17 protein-coding genes are annotated in these 21959 nt (G+C 67.1%); 10 read left to right on the forward strand and 7 right to left on the reverse strand.

Annotation, left to right across the window (positions count from 1 at the left end):
* Positions 1-23: 23 nt before the first annotated feature.
* Genes OJF58_RS07920 through OJF58_RS07930 form a run of 3 tightly spaced genes read left to right on the forward strand, consistent with a single transcriptional unit; the run spans position 24 to position 6778 of the window.
* A complete protein-coding gene (locus tag OJF58_RS07920) occupies positions 24-2990 on the forward strand; it encodes a virulence factor SrfB (RefSeq protein ID WP_300783326.1) in 2967 nt (988 codons plus the stop codon).
* Positions 2991-2994: 4 nt separating this feature from the next.
* Positions 2995-5661: a virulence factor SrfC family protein gene (locus tag OJF58_RS07925; RefSeq protein ID WP_300783328.1), complete on the forward strand. Its 2667-nt coding sequence runs from the start codon at positions 2995-2997 to the stop codon at positions 5659-5661.
* 10 nt (positions 5662-5671) lie between these two features.
* Positions 5672-6778 carry a tetratricopeptide repeat protein gene (locus tag OJF58_RS07930; RefSeq protein ID WP_300783330.1) on the forward strand — a complete coding sequence of 369 codons (1107 nt, stop codon included), beginning with the start codon at positions 5672-5674 and terminating at the stop codon, positions 6776-6778.
* A 104-nt stretch (positions 6779-6882) separates the two neighbouring features.
* On the opposite strand, the gene OJF58_RS07935 is transcribed toward OJF58_RS07930, so the two are convergent.
* Positions 6883-7260: a hypothetical protein gene (locus OJF58_RS07935; protein WP_300783332.1), complete on the reverse strand. Its 378-nt coding sequence runs from the start codon at positions 7258-7260 to the stop codon at positions 6883-6885.
* A 188-nt stretch (positions 7261-7448) separates the two neighbouring features.
* On the opposite strand from OJF58_RS07935, the gene OJF58_RS07940 reads away from it, so the two are divergent.
* The 3 genes from OJF58_RS07940 (at position 7449) to OJF58_RS07950 (ending at position 10366) form a co-directional block, all read left to right on the forward strand.
* Positions 7449-8618 carry an acetyl-CoA acetyltransferase gene (locus tag OJF58_RS07940; protein WP_300783334.1) on the forward strand — a complete coding sequence of 390 codons (1170 nt, stop codon included), beginning with the start codon at positions 7449-7451 and terminating at the stop codon, positions 8616-8618.
* A gap of 283 nt (positions 8619-8901) precedes the next feature.
* Positions 8902-9873: a tetratricopeptide repeat protein gene (locus tag OJF58_RS07945; protein ID WP_300783335.1), complete on the forward strand. Its 972-nt coding sequence runs from the start codon at positions 8902-8904 to the stop codon at positions 9871-9873.
* A gap of 166 nt (positions 9874-10039) precedes the next feature.
* The gene (locus OJF58_RS07950; RefSeq protein WP_300783336.1) at positions 10040-10366 is read left to right on the forward strand and encodes a hypothetical protein; all 327 of its coding nucleotides are present in this window, start codon (positions 10040-10042) and stop codon (positions 10364-10366) included.
* Positions 10367-10390: 24 nt separating this feature from the next.
* On the opposite strand, the gene OJF58_RS07955 is transcribed toward OJF58_RS07950, so the two are convergent.
* The 3 genes from OJF58_RS07955 to OJF58_RS07965 form a co-directional block, all read right to left on the reverse strand.
* Complete coding sequence (locus OJF58_RS07955) at positions 10391-10777, reverse strand: DUF4168 domain-containing protein (protein WP_300783337.1); 387 nt, start codon at positions 10775-10777, stop codon at positions 10391-10393.
* Positions 10778-10910: 133 nt separating this feature from the next.
* Complete coding sequence (locus OJF58_RS07960; RefSeq protein WP_300783339.1) at positions 10911-11207, reverse strand: hypothetical protein; 297 nt, start codon at positions 11205-11207, stop codon at positions 10911-10913.
* Positions 11208-11381: 174 nt separating this feature from the next.
* Positions 11382-13223 carry an NAD(P)/FAD-dependent oxidoreductase gene (locus OJF58_RS07965; protein ID WP_300783340.1) on the reverse strand — a complete coding sequence of 614 codons (1842 nt, stop codon included), beginning with the start codon at positions 13221-13223 and terminating at the stop codon, positions 11382-11384.
* Positions 13224-13318: 95 nt separating this feature from the next.
* Between OJF58_RS07965 and OJF58_RS07970 the strand changes: the two genes are divergently transcribed.
* Positions 13319-14263, forward strand: a complete 945-nt coding sequence (locus OJF58_RS07970) for a hypothetical protein (protein ID WP_300783341.1) — start codon at positions 13319-13321, stop codon at positions 14261-14263.
* A gap of 12 nt (positions 14264-14275) precedes the next feature.
* Here the strand turns inward: OJF58_RS07970 and OJF58_RS07975 are convergent, their stop codons facing one another.
* Genes OJF58_RS07975 through xdhA form a run of 3 tightly spaced genes read right to left on the reverse strand, consistent with a single transcriptional unit; the run spans position 14276 to position 18733 of the window.
* Positions 14276-15073 (reverse strand): SDR family oxidoreductase, encoded by a 798-nt coding sequence (locus OJF58_RS07975; RefSeq protein ID WP_300783342.1) that lies wholly within the window; start codon positions 15071-15073, stop codon positions 14276-14278.
* Positions 15074-15086: 13 nt separating this feature from the next.
* Positions 15087-17378: a xanthine dehydrogenase molybdopterin binding subunit gene (gene xdhB, locus OJF58_RS07980; protein ID WP_300783343.1), complete on the reverse strand. Its 2292-nt coding sequence runs from the start codon at positions 17376-17378 to the stop codon at positions 15087-15089.
* Positions 17375-18733, reverse strand: coding sequence for a xanthine dehydrogenase small subunit (xdhA, locus tag OJF58_RS07985; RefSeq protein ID WP_300783344.1), 1359 nt, complete (start codon positions 18731-18733; stop codon positions 17375-17377). The genes xdhB and xdhA overlap by 4 nt, the downstream gene beginning before the upstream one ends.
* A gap of 142 nt (positions 18734-18875) precedes the next feature.
* Between xdhA and OJF58_RS07990 the strand changes: the two genes are divergently transcribed.
* Genes OJF58_RS07990 through OJF58_RS08000 form a run of 3 tightly spaced genes read left to right on the forward strand, consistent with a single transcriptional unit; the run spans position 18876 to position 21957 of the window.
* Positions 18876-19775, forward strand: coding sequence for a polysaccharide deacetylase family protein (locus OJF58_RS07990; RefSeq protein WP_300783345.1), 900 nt, complete (start codon positions 18876-18878; stop codon positions 19773-19775).
* A gap of 1 nt (position 19776) precedes the next feature.
* Positions 19777-20700 (forward strand): polysaccharide deacetylase family protein, encoded by a 924-nt coding sequence (locus tag OJF58_RS07995; RefSeq protein WP_300783346.1) that lies wholly within the window; start codon positions 19777-19779, stop codon positions 20698-20700.
* A 27-nt stretch (positions 20701-20727) separates the two neighbouring features.
* On the forward strand, positions 20728-21957 hold the full coding sequence (locus tag OJF58_RS08000; protein WP_300783347.1) for an ABC transporter substrate-binding protein: 1230 nt from the start codon (positions 20728-20730) through the stop codon (positions 21955-21957).
* Positions 21958-21959: the final 2 nt, after the last annotated feature.

The raw sequence follows: 21959 nt of genomic DNA on the forward strand, positions 1-21959 counted from the left end.
AGGCTTCTTCCGCATAGGCATCCATGAGCGATCTCGCCCGCCTGCCGAGCTATCCCAGTCCGACGACACTGATCGCCCGCTCGGGCATCCAGTTCCTCGATTTCGGATTCGATCTGGCGCGCCTGCGCGTGCGTGAATGGGGTTTCCACGACAGCGCCGCGACCAAGGCGATCGACGATCTTGTGCAGCTCGAGTTCGACGAGGCGCGCGGCCAGTACGAAGTGGTCGAAGCGGGCCGCCGCCGTCCGGCCGAGCCCAATCTCGTGGTGACGGCGAAGGATGCGCTTGCCCCCTTCCTCGACAAATGGGTGCCGGTGCCGTTCCTGCAGGTGCGGCCCAACAATCAGTTCCGCGAGGGGCCGGCCGACTGGGCGCGTATCCGCGTGGTCGATCTCGAGGCGCGCTTCGGCGAAGGCTTCCGCGACGAGCAGGGCAATCGCTACCGCGCCGTGCTGGCCTTCGACACCGGCCTGATCGCCGAGGCCGAGGGCCGCGCCTATCTCGCTCCTTCGTCAAAGGACGTGACGTCGGGCGCCCTGTTCGCGCTCGCGCCGCAGCAGCGCGCCAATCACTGGCTTCTGCGCCAAGGCTGGATGAACCAGTGGCTGGAGGAGCTGTTTCGCGAGCTCCACCCGCGCGCCACGCTCGAGGAGATCGAGGGCGATATCAAGCAGAAGCCGCAGGAGGCGAGCGCGCGCTATCTCGCCTTCCTCGGCCTGCTCGCCGAAGCGGTCCCGTTCCCGCCGATCAAGCTGGTGGGCGACGCCGAGCGTCCGGGGCGCGGCGCGATCGAGGTCGACCTCGTGCTCGATGTCGGCAACTCGCGCACCTGCGGGCTGCTGATCGAGGCGGCCGGCGAGCTCGGCGTCAACCTGAACGACTCCTACGAGCTCGCGCTGCGCGACCTCTCGCATCCCGAGAGCGTGCACATGAAGCCGTTCGAATCGCGCGTCGAGTTCGCCCAGGCCTGGTTCGGCAAGAATCACCTGTCGCGGATGGGCGGCCGGGCCGACGCCTTCGTCTGGCCGACCATGACGCGCGTCGGGCCGGAGGCGACGCGGCTGGCTGCGCGCCGCCGCGGCACCGAGGGCAATACCGGCATGTCGAGCCCCAAGCGCTATCTGTGGGACGAGGATCCGCAGGCGCGCGAATGGCGCTTCAACATCGCCTATGCCCAGGACCAGACGGCCATGCCGGCCGCCGCCGGCCCCATGGCGCAGCTCATCAACCAGAAGGGCGAGCCGCTTCATCTCGTCGAGCCGGAAGCCGACAGCGCCGATCACCTGCCGGTGTTCGAGCCGCTCTATTCGCGCTCCTCGATCATGACCTTCGTGCTGTCGGAGGTCCTGCTGCAGGCGCTGACGCTCATGAACTCGCCGCAGCAGCGCGGCCGTCGTGCGCATGCCGAGACACCGCGACGGCTGCGCCGCATCGTTCTCACCTTGCCCACCGGCATGCCGCTCGCCGAGCGTCTGATCTTCCGCCGGCGCGCCGAGGCGGCGCGCGATCTGGTCTGGATGATGATGGGCTGGAAGCTCGACGATGCGGACGCCCCGGCCCCGCGCGTGCTCACCGACTGGGACGAGGCGAGCTGCACGCAGCTCGTCTATCTCTACACCGAGGTGGCGCGCAATTTCGGCGGCGATGCGCGGCGGTTCTTCGAGATCGCGAGCAAGCCGCGCGGCAAGCCGGCGGACGGCACGCTCGGCATCGCCAGCATCGATGTCGGCGGCGGCACGACGGACCTCATCGTCAACAACTATCGCCTCGAGGGCGCCGGCACCTCGGTCACGCTGTTCCCCGAGCAGAAGTTCCGCGAGGGCTTCAACGTCGCGGGCGACGACATCCTGCTGCGCGTCGTGCAGAGTCACGTGCTTCCGCCCATCGAGTCGGTGATGCGCGCCGCCGGAATCGCCAATCCGGCCGACCTGATGGCCGAGCTGGTGGGCGGCGATCGCGGCGGCGAAGACGTGATCCAGCGCAATCTGCGCCAGCAGTTCGCGCTGCAGATCGCCCATCCGATCGCCCTCGAGCTCCTGAACGCGGCCGAGACCTACGATCCGACCTCGGGTGTACTCGCTGCCGAACCGCGGCCGTACGACTCGTTCTTTCCCGGCGGAGCCCGGCCGTCGGAGGAGGTCGTGGCCTTCGTGAATGAGGCGGCGCGCAAGCGCGGCGCCAAGGACTTCGACCTCAGGACGACGGTGTTCCCGGTCGACCTGCCCGGCCTCGACAAGACCGTGCGGGCCGAGATGGCGCGGGTGCTGGCGCCGCTCGCCGAGATCGTCCACGCCTACGACTGCGACATCCTGCTGCTGTCGGGCCGGCCCTCGCGCCTGCCCGGTATCCGCGCCCTCCTCATGGAGCTCCTGCCGCTGCCGCCCGAGCGCGTGATCGCGCTGCACGAATACCGCGTCGGCGCCTGGTATCCGTTCCGCGACGCCCGGCTCAGGGTCGAGGATCCCAAGACGACGGTGGCGGTCGGCGCCATGATCGCCGCCCTCGCCCAGTCCCAGCTTCCGGATTTCTCCTTCCGCTCCGACTTGCTGCGCTCCAGGAGCATCGCCCGTTTCATCGGCAAGCTCGACGGCGGCGGGCGGCTGCAGAAGGAGGACCTCGTCTATCGCGACGTCGATCTCGACAATCGCGAGTACGAGCTGCCGGAGGCCACTTTCGAATTCCGGGGGCCGATGTGGCTCGGCGCGCGCCAGCTCGATCTCGCGCGCTGGCCGGCGGCGCGGCTCTACGCGCTGGAGTTCGCGCGGCCCGAATACGCCGAACGTCATGCACGCGAGACGCCGTTCAAGATCGCACTCGCACGCGTGAAACCCAAGGACAAGGACTCGACGGACGTCGAGCGCTTCCGCCTGCGTCAGGTCGTGAATCGCGACGGCCGCGCCGTCGCCCTCGACCGGCTGACGCTCCGACTGCAGACGTTGCCGCGCCGTGAGGGCTATTGGCTCGACACGGGCATGCTCAAGACCGGGTAAGGGTATGGATACTGTCGATCTCAAGCTGGCTCAGGACTGCGAGGCGCTGGCCGTTGCCGCGAGCGAGGGCGTCGGCTGGCTGAAGGGCGCCGCCGCCCAGTCGCCGACCGTGGCGCAGCAGGCGCCGTCGCTGATCAGCGAGCTGCAGAAGGTTCGCAACCAGAGCCGCAAGCTCGCCCGCGCCGCGCGCCGGCGCATGTGCGTCGGCGTGTTCGGACCGAGCCAGGCCGGCAAATCCTACCTGGTATCGATCCTGGCCAGCCGCGACGGCCACCCCCTGCAGGCGCGCTTCGCCGACAGGACCTACGACTTCCTGCGCGAGATCAATCCGCCGGGCAATCGCGAGTCGACGGGCCTGGTGACCCGCTTCGGTCTGGGGCTGAGCGACGTCGCGCCCGACTTCCCGGTGCGGGTGCGGCTGCTCACCCAGACCGACATCGTCAAGATCCTGGGCAACTCCTTCCTGCTCGACTTCGATCACCAGAAGGCGGCCTTCGAGCGCCCCGACGGTACGGCGATCCGCAAGCGGCTCGCGGAGCTGCGCGGCAAGGTGATGCCGGCGCCGCCCGGCGATCTCGATGCCGACGATGTCCTCGACCTGATCGAGTATTTCGACACCTTCTTCGCCGGCGTCACGTCGGAGCTGCGCACGGAGTACTGGCGCGAGGCGATCGAGCTCGCACCGCGCCTCTCCGGACGCGACCGCGCCAAGCTCTGGTCGGTGCTGTGGTACGACTTCCAGCCCTTCACAGAGCTCTATCTCACCCTCTACGAGGGACTCGAGAAGCTCGCTTTTGCGCCGGAAGCGCTGCTCGGCATGGATGCGCTGATCCCGCGCGAGAAGAGCATCATCGATGTCCTCACGCTCGATCGCCTCGGCGCCGACGCCGGCGATACGCTGCTGGTGCGCCCCAAGCAGGCCGATCGCGCGGTTTCCGAGGATGCGCGCCTGCCGCGCTCGCTGGTCTGTGCGCTCACGGCCGAGCTCAATGTCGCGATCAACGAGAAGCCCTGGGACTTCTTCGATCACACCGACCTGCTCGATTTCCCCGGGGCGCGGTCGCGCCTGAAGCTCGCCAACCTGCAGGATGTCGCCAAGGCCAAGGGCGTGGCGGAAGGCGCCAACCCGCTGCGCGAGCTCCTGCTGCGCGGCAAGGTCGCCTATCTTTTCCAGCGCTATTCGGCCGAGCGCGAGCTGTCGGCCATGCTGCTCTGCATTCCCGACGGCAACCAGGAGGTCCGCGACCTGTCGGACATGATGGCGGCGTGGATCGACCAGACGATCGGCGCCACGCCGGCCGAGCGCGCCAAGCAGAGGAACGCGCTGTTCCTGGTGCTGACCAAGATGGACCGCGAGTTCGAGCAGAAAGCCGGCGAGACCGAGGAGTCGCGCCGACTGCGCTGGAGCGCGCGGCTGAACAACTCGCTGGTCAACAATTTCCGCGGCGAATGGCCCACCAACTGGAACGGACGACCGTTCGACCACACCTTCTGGCTGCGCAATCCGACCGTCCTCGACGAGCGCCTGATGGACTATCGCGACGGTCGCGAGGTGGGTGTCGCCGAGGCCTTCGCCCAGCGCGCCATCGAGCTGCGCCGTCACTTCGTCGAGAACTTCGACGTGCAGCGTCATTTCATGAATCCGGCACAGGCCTGGGACGAGGCGTTCAAGGCCAACGACGGCGGCGTCTCCTACCTGGTGAAGAATCTCATCCCGGTCTGCGATCCGGCGATCAAGCGGTCGCAAGTGCGCGGCCAGCTCGAGGTGCAGGTCCGCCGGCTGGTCGATCGTCTCGCCGGCTTCCACAGCGCTTCCGACGGCGACGCCCGGGCGAAGAAGCGCGAGCTGGTCCACACCGTGCTGCGCGGCCTTGCAAGCTGCATCCAGCAGCAGCTTTTCGGCGAGCTGATCGCCGCCCTGCAGGTGGCCGACAACGCCCTGCGCGACATCTATTTCCGCATCTCGACGGCGCAATCGACCGAGGCGCCGGACGGCCGCAACGGCCGCCAGGCCAATCAGGTGACGCAGTCGACCGGAGCCACGGTCGATCTCGGCGCGATCTTCGCCGATGTGTTCGGCGAGGAGGAAGGCCGCGCCGCCCCGCCTGCTGGCGTTCTCGAGGACCGCGCCGAACGCTTCGCGCACGAGGCCGCCGAGTACTGGCTCGAGAACATGCGGCGCATCGGGGCCGACGACAAGGTGCTGTCGCATTTCGGCGTCGATCGTCAGCACCTCGGCTGGCTGATCGACGAGCTCGTGGTCGGCGCGCACCGGCTCAAGCTCATCGACCAGCTCTCGCTCGACGTGCGTGCGCTCGAGAACGCGGCCAACGCCAAGTGGGAGGACATCGCCGAGCGCCAGGTGCGCACCGCCGCATCGGCGCTGAACGGCTATGTAAGCGCGCTCGGCTTCGACCGCCTGCCGCTCGAGCAGCGCCCTGGCCTGCCGCCCAATTCGCCGACGCGCCGTGTGTTCCAGAGCCCGCCGCCGCCGGTCGACGGTCCGGTGCTGAGCGAGGATCCGGCGGCAATCTATGCCGACTACTGCAAGGACTGGATGCGCGCCTTCCTTCAGCTCGCCATGGACAATGTGGGCTACGAGGGCGGCCGCGAGATCACGGCCGAGCAGAACGAGCGCCTAGGCGCGATCCTGCGCGCCGTGCCGGCGTAAGGGGGCTGCATTGCCGGTCCGTGCCTCCGTCGTGCCGCAGCCGACCCCCGGTCACGCCATCCTGCGCGTGGGCGACCTCGATGCGCCGCCTGAAGGGCTGACGCTCTCGATCCAGCGCCAGCAAGGTCCCGATTCGCACCTCGGCGAGGACGGCTGGCGCCGCACCGAGGCCTGGCTGCGGCCCGACCAGGTCGTGCGCGTGAAGGGCATGCTCGATTTCCATCTCGGGCCCGCCATCTGCGATCGCCTGGCCGGCATCGCGACGGCGCGCCTGCGCATCAAGGAGCCCGACATCGGCGTGGTCGCCTCGACCGTCGTCGCCTGGCCCGCCATGCTGACCTCGGGCGCCGTCGATCCGACGAGCAAGCCGGCGGTCGAGGAGTCGCCGTTCCGCTTCCGCCGTCCGCCGCCCACGGTGCAGCCACCGCCGGCGCCGCCCTTCGAGCCCGAACCGGCGGAGCCGCCGCGGCCGATTCCCGAGCTACGCGCGGCGCGCGAGCCAGCCCCGCCGCCGGCGCGCTCCGGCATCGTGAGCTGGCTTGCGACTGCGCTCGCCCTGATCGTCGTCGCGGGGGCGGGCTATTACGCCTACACGACATACTTCCAGAAGAACGGCACGCAGGTGGCGGTGACAGCGCCGCCCGCGAACACGACGCCTGCGCCCGCTCCCGCGGCGACGCCAGCCGAGGCGCCGGCGAAATCCATCCGCGACACGGTGGCCGAATATCTCGCGACCAAGCCTTCGGCCGAAGCGATGCTGGCGAAAGGCCAGGAGTATGCCGCCGCCGGCAACCTCGCCGGTGCCTTCCTGGTCTGGCGCCAGGCCGCCGCCTCGGGCAATCCGCAGGCGGAAGTCGAGATCGCCGAATTCTTCGATCCGCTGGCGCCGAGGCCCAAGACCGGCTTCACGCCCGACGGCGCCCGCGCCGCCGACTGGTACGAGCGGGCGGCCCTTGCCGGCAACGCCGAGGCGCAACGCAAGCTCGGTCTTCTCTATGCCATGGGCGCCGCCGGCGTGCCGGCCGATCCGGCCAAGGCGAAGAGCTGGCTGCAGCAGGCCGCCGACCAGAACGACGTCGAAGCCAGGAAGGCGCTCGAGCAGCTTTCAAAGAAGTAAAGTGAGGATATCCGCCTCAAATCCGGTGTGATCCCGAGCGCAAGCGAGAGACCTTTTATGTGCGTCCCGAAGGGTCCCTCGCTGACGCTCGGGATGAGACCGAATCACGTCTTGTGGCCAGGCGCGGCCTCGGGCGCCGGCGTCGTCTTGCCCAGCGGATCCTTGATCGTGCAGACGTCGGCCTTCAGCCGTTCCTTGAGCACGGCGATCTGCTCCTCGATCTGCTTGTTGGCGGCCTTCTGCTTGTCGATCTGATCCTGCAGCGCCTTGACTTCCTTCTGGTCGGGCCCCGGCGGTGCGGGAGGCGGCGGCGGCGCGGGCAACTGCACGGCGACATTCACAATCGGCCGGTAGAAGAGATACCAGCCGAGCCCGAGCCCGGCCGCGACCAGAAGGGCGCCGCCGACCAGCCCGCCCAGGATGAGCGGCCAGCGTGGGCGGGACGGTTCGGCAGGACCGGGAGGTGGCGAGGTGTCGGCCATCGATCAATTGGGCTCCAATTTTCGGCCCAGTCAACACTGTCGCAACGGCGGAATTTGGGCGGTTGAAGGGCTCGTCCAAAGCCGGGCCGCGAGGGCGGGGATGAGCAAATCTCCTGCGGCCGGGCTTGCCCGGCGGCCGCCCCTATATAAGTGTGTAGGTACACGCGCAAAGCATCGAGGAGTGTCCCATGACGGCCTGCATCGTCGGTTGGTCCCACGGAAAGTTCGGCAAGCTCGACGGCGAGACGAGCGAATCGCTGATCGTGAAGGCGGCCAGCGAGGCGATCGCTCATGCCGGCATTGAGCCCCGGGACATCGACGTGATCTATGTCGGCAACATGAACGGCGGCTTCGTGCGCCAGGAGTTCCATTCCTCCCTCGCCCTGCAGACCCATCCCGACCTGCGCTTCAAGCCGTCGACCCGCGTGGAGAATGCCTGCGCCACCGGCTCGGCCGCGATCCATATGGGCCTCAACACGCTGGCGGCCAAGAAGGCGCGCTTCGTGCTGGTGGTGGGCGTCGAGAAGATGACCGAGCTCAACTCGGCGCAGGCGGGCGACGTCCTGATCAAGGCCTCCTATGTTGCCGAGGAGGCGACTATCGAGGCGGGCTTTGCCGGCATCTTCGGCAAGATCACCTCGGCCTATTTCCAGCGCTACGGCGACAAGTCCGATGCGCTCGCCAAGATCGCCGTCAAGGCACACAGGAACGGCGCCCGAAATCCCTACGCGCATTTCCAGAAGGAGTTCACCTACGACTTCTGCCGCAATCCCTCCGACAAGAATCCCTTCGTCGCCGGTCCGCTGAAGCGCACCGACTGCTCGCCCGTGACCGATGGCGCCGCCGCGGTCGTGCTCGCCGACGTGTCGACCGCGCTCGCCATGAAGCAGGCGATCGCCTTCCGCGCCGCCGAGCACGTGAACGACTTCCTGCCGATGAGCCGGCGCGACATCATCAAGTTCGAGGGCCCGCAGCTTGCCTGGCAACGTGCACTCGCCGCCGCCAGGCTCGACCTGCTCGACCTTTCCTTCGTCGAGAGCCATGACTGCTTCACCTCCGCCGAGCTGATCGAGTACGAGGCGATGGGCCTCACGGCGCCAGGCGAAGGCGAGCGGGCCATCCATGAAGGCTGGGTCGAGCGCGACGGCAAGCTGCCGGTCAATGTCTCGGGCGGGCTCAAGGCCAAGGGCCATCCCGTCGGCGCCACCGGCGTCTCGATGCACGTGATGACGGCGATGCAGCTTTCCGGCTCGGCGCCTGACGGCCTGCAGCTCCCCGAGGCGAAGCTCGGCGGCGTGTTCAACATGGGCGGCGCCGCCGTCGCGAACTATGTGAGCATCCTTGAGCCGCTGCGCTGACTACGGCCGGCGCGGAGGCGCTGTGCCTCCGCGCCATTTCGAACACAACTTTCGCCTCAAGCCGTCACACACGGGCGCGACTGCGCACCCTACTCTCCAGTTGCGCGCGATCGGAAGGGGTTCTGATTCGCGACGTCCGGCCATCGAGCCGGAGGGTGTGGAAGACGTCGCGTCGGGTACGGCCAAACTCGCATTTGCATGACCGTCCTCCGCTGCGCGGCGGCAGTGTGGGAAGGATGTCATGGGCGATTTCACTTCGGTTCGACGCACCGCATGGCGTCGCATGTCCGCTTCCGGCGCCAAGGGCACCGTCAGGCGCGGCTGGGCAGGGCGCATCGCGGTCCTGCCCGTTCTGGGTGTGCTGACCGCCGGCGCGCTGGTGGCCGCGGCGGGGCCCGTGCCCGATTCGGTCATCTTCATCGACCGCGGCAAGACCTACAACGACAGGGGGCAATGGGAAGCGGCCATCCACGAGCTCGACCGCGCCGTCAAGCTCGATCCCTTCTCGTACAACGCCTATCTCAATCGCGGCAATTCGTACCGCGGCAAGGGCGATGCCGAACACGCCATCCAGGACTACGACGAGGCGATCAAGCTCAACCCGCTGGGCGCGCTCGCCTACCTCCACCGTGGCAAGGTCTACAACGACAAGGGCGAGTACGAGCGAGCCATCCAGGATTTCGACTCGGCTATCAGGCTCGACGTGACGGACGCCAACGCCTTCCTCAATCGCGGCAACTCATATCGCGCCCTCGGGGACGACGAGCGCGCACTTCAGGACTACGGCCAGGCGCTCAAGCGCAACCCGAACGACGCCGTGACCTATATCAATCGCGGCAAGGTCTACAACGACAGGGGCCAGTACGATCTCGCCATCAAGGACTTCGACAAATCGATCAAGCTCAACCCGAAGGACGCCAACGCCTTCCTCAATCGCGGCAACGCCTACCACGGCAAGCAGAGGCTGGATCTTGCCATCCAGGACTACGACCACGCGATCAGGCTCAACAAGAACGACTCGGTGTCGTTCATCAACCGCGGCAAGGCCTACACCGACAAAGGCCAGTACGACCTTGCCATCGCAGACTTCGACCACGCGATCGAGCTCAACCCGAAGGACGCCAACGCCTACCTCAACCGCGGCAATGCCTACCGCGCCAAGGGGGAGGAGGATCGTGCCATGCGGGACTATGACGAGGCGCGGAAGATCCAGCATCCGAACGACACGGTTGCCTCGAGCGCCGTTGGACATTAGCGGTCGCTGCCGGCCGTACCGGACAAGGGATGCTCGACGGATCTCCTGTTGGAAGCTCGTCGAGCAGCCGTTCGATCGTCGACACTGGAATGCGCCACTGGCTTTGGCCCGGCCAGGCAAGCTATGCTCGGCCGTCCCGTCAGTGGCCATCGAGGTGGTGAAGACGATGCATCCGAGGTTTCTGCTGCTGGCGGCGCTTGCGGTTTCGACCAGCGCCTGCGCTTCCTCCGATGAGCTGCAGGCAGGCATGGAGCGGTACAAGAACGAGCCGGTGAACGAGCTGGTCGCACGACTCGGGCCGGCCAGCAGCACGGCCCCCGACGCGGACGGCCCGCTGTGGGTCTGGTCGACAGGCGACTCCCTCACCGGCAGCGCGTTGAACTGCGCCCTGCGCGTGCGCGTCGGCGACGATCAGCGTGTCATCGCTGCCGACTGGTCAGGCAACTACGGCGCCTGCCGTTACGTCTCGCAGCGGCTGCAAGGCCAGCACTGACCGGCCGGCCTCCCGCCGGCCGCCTTACTGCAGCCGTCTCAGCAGCTTGTCGCGCACGACCGGATCCTTCTGGGCCACGTCCACGATGGTCGTGTATTCCTCGACCGAAAGACCTTGGTCCGTGACGGCCTTCTTCATCGCCGTGTTGGCCTCGTCGACGAGACGCTGCTTGTCGCCGGCCGGCGCCTTGGCGATCTTGTCCCGGTAGCTCTGGCTCACGGCCGCAACGCGTTTGACGGCGGCGGCCGTGGCGTCGATCTTCTTGTCGGAAATGTTCGCAGGCGCCGCTGTCGGCCCGGGCGTCGTCGCCGAAGGCGGCGCGGCCCGGTCCTGCGCGTGGGCTGCCGGCACAAACCAGAAGCCGGCGACAAGACATGTCAGGGCAGCGCAAAATCCAATCGTGGATCGCATGTGTGTCTCCTTGCTCGATGTCGTAGCTGGTGGACGCAATTCAGCCCGCCCTGCACGGAGATCCCGTGCAGTCAGCCGTTCGGCACGGCCGGTCGGAGCGAATCCCCGTGGATTCGCTCCGACCGAAAGACCCTCAATGACGGAGGTCGGTCTCGAGATCGACCACGAGCTCCGTCGGCTCGGGCTCGTGCGGTTGCAGGCTGCCGGCACTTTCATCGGCCCAGCTGGCGAGGTTCACGATCACCCCCAACCGTCCGTCGGTCTGCTCCGACTCGACGGGCTCGACGATGCAGAGACCGCTATTGTCGAGAAAGTAGGTGTGGTCGCCGAACAGCCGTTCGAGCTTCGATATCGCCGGATGTTCCGCCGGGATGGCCTGGGCGTCGAGTTGATTAAGCGTCCGCTCGATCTGTGCGGCATTGAGCTTCATCGCACATTCCTTCCGGTTGGAGTTTCCGTTCGCGTGTCGGATTGCGCGGCGGCCTCCCACGTGAAAGTGGTGGTCGTGAAGTAAGGTCGATCGTCTCGTCGGCCGTTCCGCTGGCGCCACTGTAGGGCGACCTCCTATCAGGTCAACCCGTCGATGGAGACTTTACGTCGGTCACTACGACTGGGTTGCGACCTCCGGAGAATCAGCACGCCCACTGCGCCTCTCGCGTCGCTTTGCCAGAACGTCGGAGGCAGCGTCGGCCCGAGGCAACCAGCCCAGCTCGCAGGCCTTGATCTGCAGCGCGAGATACTTGGAGTAGATGCGGCACTGGGCGAGGCTGCCGGCGATGAACCACAGGCCTGGTTGCGGTGTGCGCGCAAACATGTTGCGCAGCTCCTGCCCATCGCCGAAGCCCCAGATGGGCCCGACGCGGCGGGCCACTTCGTCGCCGAACAGCTTGCGCACCAGGACTTCCTGGCCCTTGTAGCCGGTCGCCAGCACGAGCAGATCGGCCGCGAGCGTTTCGCCGGAGCGCAGCCGCGCCCCTTGGGGCACGAAGGCGTCGATATCCGAGTTCTGGATCAGCCGTATCCTGCCTTCGACCAGGAGATCGGAGCAGCCGACATTGAAATAGTAGCCGCCGCCGCGTGTCAGATACTTGAACTGCCAGCCCGTTCCGTCCTCGCCGAAGTCGAGCCGGAAGCCGATACGCTCCAGCCCGTCGAGGAGCGCCTTGTCCATGTCCTTAGCCCGCTCGGTAAAGAGCTTGTGGCTCTTCCTGCCCAGCGCCAGCGGCGTGGCCACGGTGATCAGGTCGCAGTCCTCGAGCGATGGTCCCTCGTCATAGAGCGCATACGGAAGCTGGGCACTCGGCTCGACATTGACGATCAGGGTCGGGCTGCGCTGCACCAGCGTCACCTCGGCCCCGCTCGAACAGAGATCCTGCGCGATGTCGTGGCCGCTGTTGCCGGTGCCGACAACGATCGCCCTCTTGCCTTTCCACGCCTCGCCGTCGTCGTACTGGCTCGAATGCAGGACCTCGCCGCGGAAGTTCCGCAGGGTCGGCATGTCGGGAACGTTCGGGATGCCGCTCACGCCGGTCGCCATGACGACATGCCGCGGATGCATCTCGCGCCGCGTGCCGTCGGCCCGGCGCAGCGTGACGGTCCATCGCCCTTCGCGCTCGTCATATCGGCCCCCCTCGAACTCGGTGCCCGCCCAGTAGTTGAGCTCGAGGCTCTCGACATAGGCCTCGAACCAGCCGGCGAGCTTGTCCTTGGGAATATAGGTCGGCCAGCCGGGCGGGAACGGCATGTAGGGCAGGTGATTGACCTGGACCTGATTGTGCAGCGTGAGCGCGTGGTAGCGCTTGCGCCAGTTGTCGCCGATGCGCGGCCAACGATCGACGATCAGCGTGTCCACCTGGAGCTGAGCGAGGCGCGCGGCGATCGACAGGCCGGCCTGGCCGCCGCCGACCACCAGCACCGCGGGATCGCGGTCGACATAGGCGGCGGCTTGCTTGCGGAGGTCGAGCCAGTTGGGGCCGCGAAAGTCGCGCGAATAGGCCTCGCCGTGCGGCCGCGCCTTGCCGACCTGCTCCTCGTGACCCTTCAGCGCCTCCAAGGCCGTGAGCAGGGTCCAGCCCTTCAGTCCGCCGCCGGCCTCGGGCGTGAGCCTCACGACGCCGCTGCCGCGCCCTTCCGCCGTCTCGAACTTGAAGATCGCCTCGACCGCCTCGGTGCCGGCGCGCGTGACGCGACGCGGCGGCGTGCGGTCGGGGTCGACGACGAAGCCGGTCGGCCGCGTCCGGTCCGCGCCAGCGGCCAGCGCACGCGCCAGTACGTTGCGGCCGCTCACGGTCTCGATCCGCCAGCTCAAGGCCAGGACATCGCGCCAGTGGCTGTCGGCGTGGAACAAGGCCGCGATCGCCGCCTCGCCGCCGTCCGACAGAGCACGCTCGAACTGCACGAGCCAATGCGCGACCGTCGTCTCGATCTCCGTCGTTGCGTCCCGCATCCGTCTCCTCCACCCGTCGCGGAGCGACCCGTTGGGCCCAGATCACTTCGATCCTATAGTGATTTCCGGCCAATGTCGGGCATGGAGATACGCGGATGCGTCATATCGATCAGCGCGAAAGCGACGCCATCCTGGCCGCGATGCGGCAGGTCGCGCTGGCGGATGGCATTCTGACGGCCGCCGATCGCACCAGCATTTCCGCCGCCGGCCGCTACCTGCTGCGCCGGACCGCGTCGATCGACTGCGACACCCTGCCGGCGATCGATCCGGCCGACCTTGCGGCCGGGCTCGGGACGTCCGACCTCAGGAAGGAGGCCGTGAAGTATCTTGCCGTCATGACCGTTATCGACGGCGTTCTCGACAAGAAGAAGGTCGCGCGGCTCCTCGACTATTCGCGCGCCCTCGATGTCGAGGAAAGCTATCTCACGGAGATCGTCGAAGCCGCCTCCGGCCATGTCGCCTGGTCGCTCGCCGACATGACGCGGCAGAACATGGAAAGCATCACCGGAAAGCCCTGGGGCGACAAAGATCCGATGCCCTGGTTCCTGCCCTACACGGGAGACAAGGCAGATCCGGCGCTCGCGGCGCGCTACGAGGCGCTGGGGCGGCTCGCAGACGGCACCTTCGGCAAGACGCTCTGGGCTTTCTACAAGACCAACGGCTACGCCTTCCCCGGCCATCCGTCGGCGCTCAACGAACGTTTCGGGACGCCACACGACTCGACACACGTCATCTCCGGATACGACACGAGCGCCCGCGGCGAGATCCTGGTCTCGACCTTCACCGCGGCCATGCACCCGGTGAATCCGATGGCCGGCCACATCCTGCCCGTCATCTTCAGCTGGCACCTTGACATCAAGATCAACGATGTCGCCAAGTCGACATCCGGCGGCCTCGATCCGGACGAGTTCTGGCACGCCTGGGCGCGTGGGCGCGATATCCGGACCGACATCTTCGGTCCCGAGTGGCGGGTGTGGGACTGGGTCGAGCGCGACCTCGAGGAGCTTCGGCAAGCGCTCGGCGTGACGCCGGCAGGATGACCGGCTGGGTTCCTACACCACCGGGCTCATGCCGCCATCGACGTTGATGGCGACGCCCGTCACGTAGGACCCGGCATCGGAGCAGAGGAAGCAGGCAAGCCGCGCGAACTCCTCGGCTCTGCCCATGCGGCCGAGCGGAATGCGGCCTTTGGCCATACCGTCGAGGAACTGCTCGTAGCTCTTGCCCTCGCCGGCGGCCGTCTTGTGGCGCCGCACCCACTGGTCGCTGTCGATCAGGCCGACCAGCATGGCATTGACGAGGACGTTGTGCTTGGCGTTCTCCTGCGACAGCGCCTTGGTGAGCGCGAGCCCGGCGGCGCGGCTGACGCTGGTCGGGGTCGAATTGGCGTTGGGCGCCTTGGCGCCGATATTGAGCACGTTCAGGATGCGTCCCCATTTGCGCTCGCGCATGCCGGGCAGGGCGAGACGAATGGTGCGGATCGCGGCAAAGAGCTTGAGGTCGAGATCGCCTTGCCAATCGGCGTCCGTTACCGTGTCGAACGGCTTGGCGTGGCTTATGCCGGCATTGTTCACGACGATGTCGACCTTGCCGAGGTCGGCAACGATCTTCTTCCATGTTTCCGCGATCGGCTCCGCCTTGGCGACGTCGCAGGAATAGGTCTCGATCTTGCCGTTGGTCTTGCCGGCCGCCTTCTGCACCTCGGCCTTGGCGGTCGCCAGCACGTCGGCCTTGCGCGCCAGCATCGCCACCGAGCCGCCCGAGGCCGCGAATTCCTTGGCCATCGCAAGACCGAGTCCCGTGCTGGCGCCCGTGATCACGGCCACCCGGCCGTCCATGCGTACGTCCATCGTTCTCCTCCGCTCAGGTCTTGAGCTTAGCGATTGCCGACAGGACACGCTCGGGCGTCGCCGGCGCATCCAATCGCACTGCGGTCTTGCCGTCGCCCGTCGCAGCAATCGCGTCCTTGAGCGCGTTCCAAACCGCCGTCGCCAGCATCAGCGGCGGCTCGCCGACGGCCTTGGAGCGGAAGACGGTGGCCTCGGCCGCCGGTGCGTCGTCGAGCATTTTGACGGTGAAGACCGGAGGCACGTCGCGGCTGCCGGGAATCTTGTAGGTGGAGGGTCCGACTGTGCGCAGCCGGCCCTCGCCGTCCCACCACAGTTCCTCGCAGGTGAACCAACCCTGCCCCTGCACGAAGGCGCCCTCGATCTGGCCGAGATCGATCGCCGGATTGAGCGAGGCGCCGCAATCCTGCACGAGGTCGACGCGCAGGACCCGGCTTTCGCCGGTCAGCGTATCGATCGCGACTTCCGCCGCGGTGGCGCCGAAGGAATAGTAGAAGAACGGCCGGCCGCGCATCGCCACGGGATCCCAGTGGATCTTGGGTGTCCGGTAGTAGCCCGTCGAAGAAAGAGAAACGCGGCCGAGATGGCAAAGCCGTGCCAGCTCGCCGAAGCTCAGCACCTGGTTGCTGCCGGGCCTGGCGATGCGCACGTTGCCGTCGGCCAACTCGATGTCGTCGAGCGCCGCGCCGAAATGCGCGGCAGCGAAGGCGATCATGCGCTGCTTGATGGTATTCGCCGCCTCGTAGGCCGCCCAGCCGTTCAGGTCGGAACCGGTCGAAGCGGCGGTGGGCGAGGTGTTGGGCACCTCGGCGGTCGAGGTGGCGGAGGGCCGGATGCGGTCGAGCTCGACCTTGAAGACCTCGGCCACGACCTGCGCCACCTTGACGAACAGCCCCTGCCCCATCTCCGTCCCGCCGTGGTTCAGCCGGATCGAGCCGTCGGTGTAAACGTGGACCAGCGCGCCGGCCTGGTTCATGTGCGGCATATTGAAGGAGATGCCGAACTTCAGCGGGAACAGGCCGAGCCCGCGCTTCAGGATGGGGCTGCTACGATTGAATGCCGCGATCTCGGCACGGCGGCGGTCGACCTCCGCCTCGCGACGAACCTCGGCCCAGACACGCGGCAGGTGGTTCTGCTCGACCTTCTGGCCGTAAGGCGTTTCGTCCCTGCCCTCGCCGTAGAAGTTGAGCGCACGCACCTGGAGCGCATCGCGGTCGAGATGAAGGGCGATGCGATCGAGCGCATCCTCCATCACCACCACACCCTGCGGGCCGCCGAAGCCGCGAAACGCCGTGTTCGACTGCTTGTTGGTGCGGCAGGCATAGCCAGTCGCGCGGAAGTGCGGGATCCAGTAGGCGTTGTCGGCATGGGTGAGCGCGCGGGCCACGACGCCCGGCGTCAAATCGAGGCTCCAGCCGGCATCGGCCGCCAGCATCGCATCAAGGGCCAGAACGCGGCCTTCGCCGTCGAAACCCACGGTGTAGCGGCAGAGGAAGGGATGCCGCTTGCCGGTCGCAAGCATGTCGATCTCGCGCGGCAGGCGCAGCTTCACCGGCCGGCCGGTGCGCCATGCGGCAAGCGCCGCCGCGCCGGCAACCCAGGAGGCGTTGCTCTCCTTGCCACCGAAGCCGCCACCCAGTCGCCGTACGACCGCGGTTATGCGGTTGTAGTCGCAGCCCAGCAGGTGCGCGCAGACATGCTGGACCTCAGTGGGATGCTGGGTCGACGAATGCACGACGATGTCGCCATCCTCGCCGGGCAGGGCAAGGGCGATCTGGCCCTCGAGATAGAAATGCTCCTGCCCGCCGACACGGAACTCGGCGCTCAGTCGATGAGGCGCCGATCCCAGTGCTGCGTCCACATCGCCGCGCTGCAAGGTCGACGGCGCCTGGACATAGGCCTCCCTGGCAAGCGCTGTCTCGATGTCGAGGATCGGCTCGGTGCGCTCGACATCGATCACCGCCCGCTCGGCCGCGAGTCGGGCCGCATCGAGGGTCCGCGCCGCCACCATCGCGAGCGGCTGGCCGACATAGGAAACGTCATCGACCGCAAACAGCGGCTCGTCCCGGCCGACCGGCGCCACGTCGTTGCGGCCGGGAATGTCGGCTGCACCCAGCACGGCGACGACATCGGCCATGGCGGCGGCCGGCGAGAGGTCGAGCTTGCGCAAACGACCCGAGGCGGCAGGACTGAGGATCAGCGCCGCATGCAACGTGCCCGGCGGTTCGGGCATGTCGTCGATGTAAAGCGCCTGGCCGCTGGTGTGCTTGAGCGCGCTGTCGTGGCGGTGAGGTCGGTGGACGGTCATAGCGCCTCCACTTCCACCGGGCGATCTGGTTCGGCCAGCCGCATCTCCAGGCGGCGCAGGAGGTTCTTGGCGACCTGCAGGCGATAGGCCGCCGTGCCGCGCCAGTCGTCGATCGGCTGGAAATCCAGAGACAAGGCAGCGGCCGCGGTGGTGAAGCCGTTCTTCAACAAGGCTTCCTCGGCGTGCAACGCGCGTCTTGGTGTGGCCGCCATGCCGCCGAAGGCAAGCCGTGCGTTCTCGATCCGGCCATCCCTGATCCGGAGCCAATAGGCGCCGGCGACTGTCGAAATATCCTGGTCGCGCCGCTTGCTCACCTTGTCACAGAAGAAATGCTCGCTCGGCCGCAGCCGCCGCAGAGCAAGGCTCTGGATCACCTCGTCGGATGCCAGTGCCGTCTTGCGATAGCCGAGAAAGAAATCGTCGAGCGGCAGTTCGCGCACGCCGCGCGTCGAGGCGAGCGTGAGCCGCGTTGCCAGCGCCAGCAGCACCGGCGGCATGTCGCCGATGGGTGAGGCGGTGCCGAGATTGCCGCCGATCGTGCCGAGCGCGCGGATCTGCCGCGAGCCCAGACGCGCGAGATAGGTGCGCAACGCCGGAAACGCCGCGACCAAGACAGGCATCGCACGCGCGTAGGGAACGGCGGCGCCGATCGCGATCTCGCCCTTGCCTTCCTCGATCGCGGTCAGCTCCGGGACATGCGCGACATGGATCAGTGCGCGGGGCGGTTTGCGGCCGCGGCTGGCCAACAGACCGAGATCCGTGCCCCCGGCCAGCAAAAGGGCCTCGGGATGGTGCGCACGCATGCGCAGCAGGTCATCGAGCGTGCGCGGCGCAAAGAAGCGGCTATCGAAGGTCACCGATCCTTCGTGTGATGGCGGCATCACGGCGGGTTCCGCCGCGAGGCTCGCCACCCTCTTCATCGCCTCGACGATCGGACGATAGCCGGTGCAACGGCAGAGGTTTCCCGCCAGCGCGTCGTGGACGGTGTCGGGGTCGGGTGCTTCACCGCCCGAGGCAAAAGCATAGGCCGTCATCACGAAGCCCGGCGTACAGAATCCGCACTGCGTGGCGTCGGCCTCCGCGATGGCGCGCTGCACCGCGTGCGGGCCGCCATCCGGGCCGCGCAGCCCTTCAACGGTACGCAGCGACTGCCCGTCGATCTGTCCGATCAGTGCGATGCAGGCATTGATCGGCTGATGCCGACCGTCCGCGCGCTCCAGCACCACCGTGCAGGCGCCGCAGTCGCCCTCGGCACAGCCCTCCTTGGTGCCCCTCAGTCCGCGGTGTTCGCGCAGCCAGTCGAGCAATGTGGTCATCGGCGAGATGTCCGACAGCTCGACCGGCTCGTCGTTCACCCTGAAGCGTATCCGGTCCGCCATGCGAGCGAGGATGGGCGGGCGAGCGCTGTCCTGCAAGCCTGACGCGGATTTGCACCGATAGCAGTATTGCACCTGTCCGGGCTCCGTGATGCACTCCGCGTCCACAAGGAAGGGATCGATGGATCCGTATCGGTTCAGCTATTCTCCCGTCGTCGAGCGTCCGAAGCTCTCTTGGCCCGATGGAGCGCGCGTCGCGGTCTGGGTCTGTCCCAACATCGAGCACTACGAATACGTTCCCGCCGAGGTGCGCATCCGCAACCCCTGGCCGCGCATGCCGCATCCCGACGTGCTGGGCTATGGCGGCCGCGACTACGGCAACCGCGTGGGCCTGTGGCGCATGTTCGAGGTGCTGGACAAGCACGCCATCCGCTGCACCGTCTCGCTCTCCATGTCGGTGATCGAGATGTACCCGGAAATCCTCGAGGCGATGGAGGCGCGGCGCTGGGAGTACATGAGCCACGGCTACTTCAACACGCGCTACCATTGGGGATATGCCGAGCAGGAGGAGCGCGAGGTGATCGAGCACAGCAAGGCGACCCATCTGCGCCTCACCGGCCGCAAGCTGCGCGGCTGGTTCTCGCCCGCCGTCTCGAACACGCTCAATACGCCCGACCTCGTGAAGGAAGCGGGACTCGAGTATTTCTGCGACTTCTACCACGACGATCAGCCGACGCCGATCGCGACGAAGCACGGACCGCTGATCCACGTGCCCTATTCGATGGATCTCAACGACGCCATGATCTACCGCCAGCCGGTCGAGGCCGAGGAATTCGCGCAGATGATCGTCGACCATTTCGACACGGTCTATCGCGAGGGCAGCGAGAACGGCCGCGTGATGTGCCTCGCGCTCCATCCCTACATGATGGGCGCGCCGCACCGCCTCAAGCATCTCGACCGCGCGCTCGCCTACATCCGCCAGCACAAGGACGCCTGGATCTGCACCGCTGAGGAGATCCTCGACTGGTATACGGCGAACGGGCTCGCGGCCTATCAGAAGCATCTTGGCAAGGAGGCGTGACGTGAACGCTCCCTCCGTTCCCAAGAACCCGCCGCCGCTCGCGCCCGGGATGGACAATCCCTGGTACGACTACTCGCCGTTTCCCACCCGGCCGGCGCTCGAATGGCCGCGCCGGGCGCGCGTCGCCTTCTGCGTCGTGCTTCATCTCGAGTATTACGAGCTGCTGCCCGCCGACGGCAGCGTGAAGGACGCGCGCTTCGTCGGCGAGTTCGGCAACTACCATCCCGATTACCGCACCTGGACGCAGCGCGAGTACGGCAACCGCACCGGCATCTTCCGCGTGCTCGACGTGCTCGATCGCTACCAGATCCGGGCCGGCGTCGCCGTGAACGCGATGGCCGCCGAGCGCTATCCTTACCTGATCGGCCAGTTCAGGAAGCGCAACTACGAGTTCATCGCCCATGGCGTCTCGGCGAATCGCCTGATCTCGTCGAAGATGAGCGAGGCCGAGGAGAAGGCCGAGATCGCCGCTGCGAGGAGCGCCACCGAGAAGGCGGCCGGCGCGACGCCGAAGGGTTGGCTGGGTCAGGAATACGGCGAGAGCCAGCGCACCCCCGGGCTGCTCGCGGAGGCAGGCTTCGACTATGTCCTCGACTGGCCGAACGACGACCAGCCCTATCCGATGAAGGTCGGCCGGAAATTCGTCTCGATGCCCAACCAGCCGGAATGGGACGACGTGCAGCAGCTCTGGCTGCGTCGGATCAATACCACGCGCTATCCCGATATCGTCGCCGATGCCTTCGAGCTGCTGCACTGCGAGGGCGGGCAGGTCTTCAACCTCTCGATCCACCCCTGGTTGATGGGCATGGCGCATCGCATCAAGTATCTCGACGAGGCGCTCCGGCGCATCGAGCGCCTCGGCAACGTCTGGCAGGCGACGCCCGGCGAGATCGCTGCCCACTACATGAACACGATGATGGACTGACACGCCAAGAGGAACGGGGACTTCACCATGGACCAGCAACGCTCTATTCCGATTTCCCGCCGTGCGGTTCTCGCCGGCGGCACCGCGCTCGCCACCGGCGCGCTCGCCAGCCCGGCAATCGTTCGCGCACAGCCGGCACCGGTCAAGGTCGGGCTCATCCACCCGGTGACAGGCTTCGTCGCCTATAACGGCCAGCAAAGCCGGCTCGGCGCCACCATGGCGATCGACGACGTGAACAAGGCGGGCGGCGTCAAGGCGATGGGCGGCGCCAAGCTCGAGGCGCTGCTGGGCGACAGCCAGTCCAAGGTCGAGGTCGGCGTGAGCGAGGTCGAGAAGATGCACGAGCAGGGCGTGGCCGCCTATATCGGCTGCTTCCAGAGCCCGGTCGGCATCGCCGCCAGCCAGGCCGCGGCGAAGTACAACACGCCGTTCCTGATCGATGTCGGCGCATCGGACCTGCTGGTGACGCGCGGGCTGAAGAACGTTTTCCGTCTCAAGCCCGGCTTCGGCGTCTGCGTCGACCAGGGCATGGCGGCGCTCGATACCCTCAACAAGGGCGCCAACAACGTGGCCAAGAGCGCGGTGATCGTCCACGAATCGGGCGAGTTCGGCACCGGCACGGCCAAGCTTCTGTCGGGCAAGCTGCCGTCGATCGGCATCCAGGTAAAAGAGGTGATCTCGCACGACAATCCGACGCGCAATTTCGACAATATCGCGCTGCGCATCCGCTCGGTCGCGCCCGATCTCGTGATGATGTCGAACTACCAGAACGAATACGTCCTGCTCGCGCGCACACTCTTCCAGCAGAAGGTCAACCTCGCGGGCTTCTATTCGTTCCTGGGCGGCGGCTTCAACTACAAGTTCGTCAAGGAGATGCCCGACGTCTCGCAGTACATGATGGACACCAATCACTGGTTCAACCCGAAGTCGGAAAAGGCGCAGGCGCTCAAGAAGCGCGTCGAGGCGACCAAGGTGCTGTTTACCTATGAGCTCTATCTCAGCTACTCGGTGGTGATGCTGCTGGCCGACGCGCTCGAGCATGCAGGCTCCGCCGACAACGAGAAGCTGCTGGCGGCACTCTCGGCCTCGACCTTCAAGGCCGAGCTCATGCCCTACGGCCCGACCAGGTTCGTCAACGGCCAGAACCAGGGCGGCCGCGCGATGACGCTACAGTCGCTGAAGGGCGACATCGAGGTGATCGCGCCGGCGGAATTCGCGTCGGCCAAGGCGGTGTTTCCGCGGCCAAAGTTCACGTGACG

Source organism: Enhydrobacter sp. (assembly GCF_030246845.1).
Taxonomy (GTDB): Bacteria; Pseudomonadota; Alphaproteobacteria; order Reyranellales; family Reyranellaceae; genus Reyranella.